Source organism: Bradyrhizobium yuanmingense (assembly GCF_900094575.1).
Taxonomy (GTDB): Bacteria; Pseudomonadota; Alphaproteobacteria; order Rhizobiales; family Xanthobacteraceae; genus Bradyrhizobium; species Bradyrhizobium yuanmingense.
On the sequence record NZ_FMAE01000003.1, the window covers coordinates 796,402 to 805,252 of the forward strand.

Sequence of the window (8,851 nt, forward strand, 5' to 3'; positions counted from 1 at the left end):
GCGGAGGCAGAAATTGAGCGTCTATATCATGGTGGTCGACGACGAGCCCGATGTCGAGGCGCTGTTCCGCCAGCAGTTTCGGCGCGATCTGCGCGCCGGTCGTTTTCTGATGGAGTTTGTATCCTCGGCGCCCCTGGCCTTGCAGCGCGCGGCCGAGATTGCGGATGCCACCCTGATTCTGATCCTGTCCGACATCAATATGCCCGGAATGAGCGGACTGGAGATGCTGCCTATCGTGCGCTCGGCCCGCCCCGATGTGCCTGTTATCATGATCACGGCCTACGGTGATGCCGAGACCAAACGCAAGGCGCTGGAGAAGGGCGCCGCCGACCTGTTGACCAAGCCAATCGACTTCGCCGCGCTGCGCCAGGAGATCGATGCGAGGCTTGAGCAGGCCGCATGATTGCAACCGTTGCCGGTGGCAAACCAGAGCGGCTCGCAAAGTGAAGCTGTTGCAGACGCCACTCCAATTGAGGGCATGCATCCTCCGTCAATCTTCGTCAGAAAATCGGAGATTCAAAATGAAGACGCTCCTGGTCCCGCTTCAGAATATTCCGATGATGACAGCCACGCTCGCTGTGGCCGTAGGCCTAGTGCGTCGCTCCGGCGCCTATATCGAAGGTTTTCCACTCCGGTTCGGCATCCCTCAATATGCGGCCGCCGAGTTGGCCACCGGCATTCTCCTGGACACGTATCAAGTGAAGAGCGAAGCCGAACTGAACGACATGCGCAACTTTTTCGAAGCATTCATGCTGAAGCATGATGTTCCCCGCGCCACCGCAGGGTCGAACCCGCCTTGCTTCGGCTGGCTGGAGACCGCGCCTGAGGGCGAAGACTTTGTCGGAAGTTATGGGCGCGCTTTCGATCTGATCGTGATGGCGCGATCCGACGTTGATGCTGCGGGCCCTCACCGCCGCGCGATTGAGTCCGCGCTGTTTGAGAGCGGCAGGCCCGTTCTGCTGGCCCCGTCGAATGCACCAAGAAGCGTCGCAACAAACATCATGATCCACTGGAACGGGAGTACCGAGCAAGCTCGGGCAAACGCATTTGCCATGCCGCTGCTTCGTCTGGCCGAAAGGGTATCGGTCCTGACCGTTGTCGGCGGCCAAGCGGTGCCAGGACCGTCTGCCGGTCAGATCGCTCGGCAACTCCAATACAATGGCATTGCGGCCAGCTTGATCAGCGTTGAGCTGGACGGGCGCGAAACTGGTGAGGCGGTCCTCGATGCCGCCAGGGCACACGGTTGCGATCTATTGATCAAAGGAGCCTTCACCCGCACGCGGCTACGGCAGATGATATTCGGTGGAGCGACCAGCTATATCATGGAGCACGCGGATATCCCCGTCCTTATGGCTCACTAGCGCGCAAAAGGCCTGGTTTTGTCGCCATTGATGAGGCAAAAATCCATTGCTTCACAGAGCGACCGGCGCATGGCTTTGGCTATTAACATTCGGTCCGACCATTCCTCCGCAGAGCGGATCGGAGCCTTGTGGGATGAAGTTGCCGCGTTTGAGAGCCAGCCTTCGATGAGGGGTCTCGGCTATCGGCCGCATTTTACATTCGCCATTTATGATGCGCCCGAGATTACCGCGAAGACCGCGTGGGAGACCATGCTCCGCGCGGTTGGAGGCGAAGGGCCATTGCAGGTCGCGTTCAAGCGAATTCGTTGGTTCGCAGGTCCGCCGCTCGTGCTCTGGGCGGAGCCGGAGTTCGATGACACGCTCGTCAGGTGGCACGCCTCGATCAGCGCTGCAATCGATCCCGCCTTTTGTCGGCTGCATTATCGGCCCGAAAACTGGCGACCTCATTGCACGCTCGGCACACAAATCGCCGACGCAAAGCGCGATGACGCGATCGCCTTCGCGCAGTCATTCAACGGGAGCATCAGCGTGCTGTTCGACGTCGTGGACTGCGTTACTTTTCCGCCCGTGCGCGTGGTTGCGGAACAGAGATTGCCGGTTCGGGCTCTGTGAAGTGGTGATCATTCGTCGAGCCCGCAGATTATTTGTAATCGATCCGGATCGAGCCGACCTTCTCATCGTGCCGGATGAAGCCTCCCTCGATCCCTGGCATCATCGCAATTTCGACGACGTTGCTCCCGCGCCAGCTGGGCAGTATCTCCGCGTGACCGGCGAAGCCGAGGAATGCGTGGTTGCGATCGGGTGAAAAGGTCCGGTCCATCGGCGCGATACTCGCATATGTGGAATCCGGTACCGTTGCGTTGCATTCCTGCCTGAAGACGAACACGGCCCTGGTGCCGTCGGGCGACCGCGTCGAGCTCAGGACCACGTTGCGGCAGCTGGCGAACCCTTCGAGTGCGAACCAGATGAGACCAACCATGGCCGCGACTCCGATGCCGGCCACAGCAAGCACCGCGATCGCGTTTCGTATCCAGAGTTTCGAAGGGGGACGAGGGAGTGTCATCCAGCTCATCCCTGAATCTCTAAGCCGGCGATGCCGTGCGGGCCCTCAGGCGCAGCATGCTCATCAAGCGTGCGCCCCTCCCGATCATGCCATCATGCCCCTGTTTTGCCCGACGGAGCAAGGAAAATTCGGAAAAGTCGTAAACCTTTGATCCGACTGAGGTCGGCTACTGTGCATGGGGTTGTTTTCGAATTTTTGACAGAGCGGAAGGCCCCGGTCCGTCTACGCTCTTTGAGCTACGCCGGACACGCTTCGCTACCATTGGGGGTGGCTGCGCCACGCGAAGCCTCTTGGCGAAGCGTGGTGGGCGCACAAGGGATCGAACCTTGGACCTCTCCCGTGTGAAGGGAACGCTCTCCCGCTGAGCTATGCGCCCGGGACCATCATGCAGGCGGCCGCAACCTTGGGCCGGCCGGCACATCGGAGCCCGCGATTTAGAAGTGCCGGCCCAAGGTGTCAAGTTTTCAAGCCGTCGCCGGGGCGGAAAACCTTGGTCAGGTCGCGCCTTCCGCAGGGGAAGCCGGATTTTTGGCCGGTTACGCGCCCTGCTGGCGGGCGCGGGAGGCGTGGGCCTGGAGCGCGCGGATGCGCTCGGCGAGCGTTCCGCCGCCTTCGGGCAGGCGGGGCGCAGAACCGCTGCTGGTCGCGGCGCCGTTGGTCGCGGCATCGTTGGCCGGGCGCGGCGCCGGCTTCGGCGGCTGGCCGGCCTCGGCCGCGAGCAGCGCCTCGATCGGCGAGTTCGGGCCTTCGAGCTGCATCGCGAGTTTTGCCACCTCGGCCGCGATGTCGTTGATGCGCTCGCGCAGAAGCGCGTTCTCCATGCGCTCGGTCGCCCAGGAACTCTCGGCCTGCTGCTGGATCGCGTTGATGTCGCGCTGGAGTTTCGCGCGTTCGTCGCGTGCGCTGCGCAGCTGCTCCTCCAGCGCGGCCTTTTCCGCGCGCAGCTGCTCCATCGCAGCCGACGACTTGCCGCCGCTGAGGCCCGCGATCTCGACGCGCAGCTCCTTGATGGTGCGCTCGTTGGCCTCGTTGGCCTGGCGCAGCTGGTTGTTCTCGTAGTCGCGCTCGGCGAGCAGCTTGCCCTGCGTGGCAAGGCGTCCTTCGAGATCGGCGACGCGGCTCGACAGCATCTCGGCCTCCTTGACCTGCACGATGAGCTGGCGGTCGAGCTCGGTGACGCGCTGGCTCAGATTCTCGACGCGGCCGCGCGCCTCGCCGAGCTCGCGCGAGGCGGTCTCGGATTCGGTGCGCTCCTGTGCGAGGCGCGCTTGCGTGGCGGCAAATTCCTTCTCGGCATCGCCGACCCGGTGCTTCAATTCCTCGATCTGCGCGCGCACTGCGACCAGCTCGACCTGGCGGCTCTCCGCCATCATCGAGCGGTCGGACAGTTCGGAGTTGATCTTGGCGAGCTCGGCCTGCTTGTCCGTCAACGCGATCTCGGCTTCGCGCAAGGACGCCGTCTTGGCGGCGAATTCCTCCTCAGTGGCGCGGAGCTGCTCCTTCACCGCCTTCTCGCGCGCCTCCAGCGCGAAGATGGTGGCGTTCTTCTCGCCGAGCTCGATCTTCATGCGGTTGATGGCGTCGCTCTTCTTGCCGAGCTCGGCGAGCTGGCTCGTGGTCTTGTTCTTGAGCTGCTCGACGCTCATCTCGAGCCGCCGCGCGGACATGGCGAATTCGGCGCGGAGCTGGTCCTTGTCGGCCTGGATCTCGGCCATCGATAGCGGGGTGGCGGCCTCGAGCCGGCGCGTGGTCAGGCGCACCGCGCGGTTATGCACCAGCGGCACGATCGCAAGCCCGCACAGCATCGAGAGCAGGAAACCGATCGCCAGGTACATGATCGGTTCGACCATGGGCCAGAACTCCCAAGCTTAAGGAAAAATTCACCAACGACAATGCCATGGCGGGCCGGCAGAAAGCCAGCCCCGCTCTGTCGTTAACCTTGATCGGTGGGCAGTGGGGAGGACGTGGGCCTAGAACGGGTTCCAGGTCGCCCGCGGGGTGTATTTGAGATAGCCGATATTGGCGCCGAGGCGCAGGCCGAGCCCGGAGCGGATCGGCACCAGCACGATGTTGTTGGAGGTCAGCGCCGTCATGCCGAAGCCGCCGATGATGTAGGCCGAGCCGTCGATGCCGGCGAAGCGCTGGTAGATCGCGTTGGTGGCCGGCAGGTTGTAGACCAGCGTCATGGTGCGGGCGCCGTCGCCGCCCCAGTCGAAGCCGAGCGAGGGGCCCTGCCAATAGACGCGCAAGTCGCCGGCGTTCTTGGTGTAGAGCGTGCCCTCGCCGTAGCGCAGGCCGGCGACGAAGGCGCCGGAGCCTTCCTCACCAAGGATGTAGCCGTTCGGCAGGCCCCATTGGCTGACCGCCTTCTCGATGATCGAGGCGAGCCCGCGCGAGACGTTGCCGAAGAAGCGATGGCCGGCGGTGACGAGCTCGTCCGGCCCATAGGTATTGGGCGTCGGGGTCCGCTGCGGCGGCGGCAGGTCAGGCGGCGGCGCCTGCTGGGCGGAGGCCGGCACGATCCAGCCGATCATCGCGGCAAGCGCGAGCGCAGCAAGGCGTGATGCGAAAGTCATAAAAGAACCCCTGGTACCGAATCCGGTCGCTTCCTTAACCTCACGCCAACAGGCATGGCCCTAGGTTGCGCCGGATGTCCCCTCGACTCGGATGTTATCCGCAGCAACTATGACGGCACAACGGCAGGAAGATAGCCCTTTGCGCCCCGGAATTGCCTTGATCGCCCGCCGCCTCTGCCTGCTGGCGGGCATTTGGATCCTCGGTGCCGGCGGACCGACAGGGGCCGCCACCACCGAGCGGATCGTCGTCAACCGCTTCAGCGGCGTCGCCATCGAGGGCTTCGACCCCGTCGCTTATTTCGTCGCCGGCGCGGCCGTGCAGGGGACGGCGGAGTTCGAGGCGAACCTCTGGGGGGCCGTCTGGCGCTTCCGGAACGAGGGCAACCGCGCCTCTTTCCAGGCCCATCCCGAAATCTACGGACCGCAATTCGGCGGCTACGATCCGGTCGATATCGCCCGCGGCGTCACCGTCCCCGCCAATCCGCATTTCTTCGCGATCGTGGCGCAGCGGCTCTATTTGTTCAGCCGGGAAGACAATCGCGACGCCTTCGTCGCCGATCCCGAGCGCTTCCTCTATGAGGTGGGCAAGCGCTGGCCGGCCCTGCAGGAGAAGCTCGGGCAGTAACGAGCCCTGGTCAGTCGCAGCCTACCGCCTGCGGGTCGCCCCACGCGATGAATTCCGGGATGATGAAGCCGGTATCGCTGCGCTGGCCAAATCGGAGCTCGCCGCCCTTGCCGTCGGTCACCTTGCCGCCGGCCGCGGTCACGACCGCGCAGCCGGCTCCGACGTCCCATTCCGAGGTCGGCCCGAAACGGGGATAGATGTCGGCGCCGCCTTCCGCGATGCGGCCGAATTTCACGGCCGAGCCGCACGTCATCCTGACGGCATTGGGCCTGTCGGCGATGAACGCCTCGCTTCTGGCATCGCCGTGCGAACGGCTCACTGCGGCGATCCAAGGCTCCCCGCGCGCCGGCAGCTTGCGGGTGCGGATCGGCTCGGCGGCGGCGATCGTCGCGCCGTTGAACCTCACGCGCTCGGCACCGCGGCCGACGGTGCCGCGCCAGAGCAGCCCGAGTGCGGGCGCGCTCACGATGCCGAGCACCGGCACGCCTGACGTCACGAGGGCAAGATTGACGGTGAACTCGTCGCGGCCGGCGACGAACTCCTTGGTCCCGTCGAGCGGATCGATCAGGAAGAAGCTGCCCTGGAACGGCGGGGAGGCGAGCTGGGTCCGCTCCTCCGACAGCGTCGGAACGTCGCCCGCGAGCTGCGCGAGTCCGTCCGCGATGATGCGGTCGGCGGCAAGGTCGGCCTCGGTCACCGGCGAGCCATCCTGCTTGCCGTCGATCCGCATGGCCGCGCGGTTGACGGCGAGGATCGCCTCGCCCGCCTTCACCACCAGCGCAGTCAGCGGCTCCATCAGGCCGGCAGCGGCCGCTCCGTCAATGATCCGTTTCACCTGCATGCCTCATCTGTCGGCAATATCGTTCCTCGTCCACTGATTCGCCCCGATCGATTCGCCCGGGCTTATGGCCGCCTCGAACCGATCGCAAGCTAGCTGCCGCGGGGTTGCGAATGTTAGAACCCGCAGCATCCGTCAAGCATGCGTGATTCGCGGCGTCCAGCGCCGTGCAATTCCAGGAACCCTCCAGGACCCCATTATATGTCTGACGCTTCGTCGCCCGCGACCACTGCCGCTCCCGATATGCTCGAACTCGCCGCGCTGCTGTGCTCGCGGGTCTGCCACGATCTCATCAGCCCCGTCGGCGCCATCGTCAACGGGCTCGAAGTGCTCGACGACGATCCCAAGCCCGAGGACCGCGAGTTCGCGCTCGACCTGATTCGCAAAAGCGCCAAGACGGCCTCCGCCCGGCTGCAGTTCTGCCGCCTTGCCTTCGGCGCGGCCGGCTCCTCCGGCGCGCAGATCGATCTCGGCGATGCCCACACCATGGCGAAGGGCCATATCGAGGACGGCAAGTGCTCGATCACCTGGAATCTGCCGCGGCTGCTGCTGCCGAAGAACCGCGTCAAGCTGCTGCTCAACATGCTGGTCGTCGCCCAGCACACGATCCCGCGCGGCGGCATGCTGACGGTCGATCCGGTCGGCGAGGGCGAGGTGATGAGCTTTCGCATCACCGCGACCGGACACAATGCACGCCTGCCGCAGAACATCTCCGAGCTCCTGAGCGGCGAGCGCGGGCCGGCTGCCGATGCGCATGCGATCCAGCCTTATTATACGCGGCTGCTCGCGCAGGCCTGCGGGCTCACCGTGACGCTCAAGCCGGAAGGCGAAGCCATCATCGTTACCGCTTCGTAAACGGCGCGTCGCGCCCGACCTCTTAATCGATTCTTTACGAGGCGCTTCGGCTTGTTCGGAGCGCCTTATCTCTTTGTTGGTGCCGTTCTTTTGCACATACTCAACCAATATTAAACGCTTTGCGGTGAAGCTGGCCCCATTCCGAAATGGCGCATCACGCCTCGTGCGCGCCCTTCCTGTATGAAGGCCTGTTTTCATGGATGATCTGTTGCGGGAGTTTCTGACGGAGACCAGCGAGAGCCTGGACACCGTGGACAATCAGCTGGTGAAGTTCGAGCAGGAGCCGAACAACGCCAAGATCCTGGATAACATCTTCCGCCTGGTCCACACCATCAAGGGCACCTGCGGCTTCCTCGGCCTGCCGCGGCTGGAAGCGCTGGCCCATGCCGGCGAGACCCTGATGGGCAAATTCCGTGACGGCATGCCTGTGACCGCCGAGGCGGTGACGGTGATCCTGTCCTCGATCGACCGCATCAAGGAGATTTTGGCTGGCTTGGAGGCGACCGAGGCCGAGCCTGAGGGGAACGACCGCGATCTCATCGACAAGCTGGAAGCGATGGTCGAGCAGGGCATGGCGGCCATGTCAGGCTCGGCGCAGCCGATGCCGACAGCCGGCACTGCGGCTCCCGTTGCCGATGCGCCGCCGTTGGTGCCGGAAGCGCCCGCCGCTGCAGCCGCCCTCGCCAAGGAGATGACCATGGGCACGCTGGTCGATCAGACCCTGGAGCGCCCGCTGCGTCCGGGCGAGGTTTCGCTCGACGAGCTCGAGCGTGCCTTCCGCGAGACCGCGATTGAAGCGCCGGTGCCCGTTGCTCAGGCTGGGGCAAAGGCCGAGCCCGCGCCAGCTGCTGAAGCGCCCGTGGCGAAGGAAGCCGCAAAGCCCGCCAAGGAGAAGGCCGCGCCGAAGAAGTCGATGGCCGACGAGATGGCGGGCGAGGGCGACCGCATCGCCAACCAGTCGATCCGCGTCAACGTGGATACGCTGGAGCACCTGATGACCATGGTCTCCGAGCTGGTCCTGACCCGCAACCAGCTCTTGGAGATCTCCCGCCGCAACGAGGACACCGAGTTCAAGGTGCCGCTGCAGCGCCTCTCCAACGTCACCGCCGAGCTGCAGGAAGGCGTCATGAAGACGCGCATGCAGCCGATCGGCAATGCCTGGCAGAAGCTGCCCCGCATCGTCCGCGACCTCTCATCCGAACTCGGCAAGCAGATCGAGCTCGAGATGCACGGCGCCGACACCGAGCTCGACCGCCAGGTGCTCGACCTGATCAAGGACCCGCTCACCCACATGGTGCGCAACTCCGCCGATCATGGCCTGGAGACCCCCGCCGAGCGCCTCGCCAGCGGCAAGGGCGAGCAGGGCACCATTCGCCTCTCCGCCTATCACGAGGGCGGCCACATCATCATCTGCATCGCCGACAACGGCCGCGGCCTCAACACCGAGAAGATCAAGGCCAAGGCGCTCTCGTCCGGTCTCGTCACCGAGGCCGAGCTCGAGAAGATGAGCGAAGCCCAGATCCACAAGTTCAT

Annotated in this window: 10 protein-coding genes and 1 tRNA gene; 6 read left to right on the forward strand and 5 right to left on the reverse strand. The window is 64.6% G+C overall.

All coding sequences use genetic code 11. The features are described 5' to 3' along the window. The first annotated feature begins 13 nt into the window (after window positions 1–13). The 3 genes from GA0061099_RS13455 to GA0061099_RS13465 all read left to right on the forward strand — a co-directional run bounded on the left by GA0061099_RS13455 (window position 14) and on the right by GA0061099_RS13465 (window position 1,973). Entirely contained in the window at window positions 14–403 is a 390-nt protein-coding gene (locus tag GA0061099_RS13455; RefSeq protein WP_036009791.1) for a response regulator, read from the forward strand. A gap of 118 nt (window positions 404–521) precedes the next feature. Further along, a complete protein-coding gene (locus GA0061099_RS13460) occupies window positions 522–1,361 on the forward strand; it encodes a universal stress protein (protein WP_036028585.1) in 840 nt (279 codons plus the stop codon). 126 nt (window positions 1,362–1,487) lie between these two features. Further along, on the forward strand, window positions 1,488–1,973 hold the full coding sequence (locus GA0061099_RS13465) for a 2'-5' RNA ligase family protein (protein WP_338060688.1): 486 nt from the start codon (window positions 1,488–1,490) through the stop codon (window positions 1,971–1,973). Between the two features lie 28 nt (window positions 1,974–2,001). Here the strand turns inward: GA0061099_RS13465 and GA0061099_RS13470 are convergent, their stop codons facing one another. The 4 genes from GA0061099_RS13470 to GA0061099_RS13485 form a co-directional block, all read right to left on the reverse strand. After that, complete coding sequence (locus GA0061099_RS13470) at window positions 2,002–2,340, reverse strand: hypothetical protein (RefSeq protein WP_141697590.1); 339 nt, start codon at window positions 2,338–2,340, stop codon at window positions 2,002–2,004. Between the two features lie 385 nt (window positions 2,341–2,725). After that, window positions 2,726–2,800, reverse strand: a tRNA-Val gene (locus GA0061099_RS13475). Between the two features lie 160 nt (window positions 2,801–2,960). Beyond that, complete coding sequence (locus tag GA0061099_RS13480; protein ID WP_074447726.1) at window positions 2,961–4,274, reverse strand: coiled-coil domain-containing protein; 1,314 nt, start codon at window positions 4,272–4,274, stop codon at window positions 2,961–2,963. A 120-nt stretch (window positions 4,275–4,394) separates the two neighbouring features. After that, window positions 4,395–5,000, reverse strand: a complete 606-nt coding sequence (locus GA0061099_RS13485; RefSeq protein WP_036009799.1) for a DUF1134 domain-containing protein — start codon at window positions 4,998–5,000, stop codon at window positions 4,395–4,397. Window positions 5,001–5,139: 139 nt separating this feature from the next. Between GA0061099_RS13485 and GA0061099_RS13490 the strand changes: the two genes are divergently transcribed. Then, window positions 5,140–5,625 (forward strand): YHS domain-containing (seleno)protein, encoded by a 486-nt coding sequence (locus tag GA0061099_RS13490; protein ID WP_036009801.1) that lies wholly within the window; start codon window positions 5,140–5,142, stop codon window positions 5,623–5,625. A 10-nt stretch (window positions 5,626–5,635) separates the two neighbouring features. Here the strand turns inward: GA0061099_RS13490 and GA0061099_RS13495 are convergent, their stop codons facing one another. After that, window positions 5,636–6,466, reverse strand: a complete 831-nt coding sequence (locus GA0061099_RS13495) for a 3'(2'),5'-bisphosphate nucleotidase CysQ family protein (protein WP_085972362.1) — start codon at window positions 6,464–6,466, stop codon at window positions 5,636–5,638. 198 nt (window positions 6,467–6,664) lie between these two features. On the opposite strand from GA0061099_RS13495, the gene chpT reads away from it, so the two are divergent. Both chpT and GA0061099_RS13505 read left to right on the forward strand, forming a co-directional pair. Further along, a complete protein-coding gene (chpT, locus tag GA0061099_RS13500) occupies window positions 6,665–7,318 on the forward strand; it encodes a histidine phosphotransferase ChpT (RefSeq protein ID WP_036009803.1) in 654 nt (217 codons plus the stop codon). A 196-nt stretch (window positions 7,319–7,514) separates the two neighbouring features. Then, a partial coding sequence (locus GA0061099_RS13505; protein ID WP_208604912.1) for a chemotaxis protein CheA occupies window positions 7,515–8,851 on the forward strand: 1,337 nt, incomplete at its 3' end.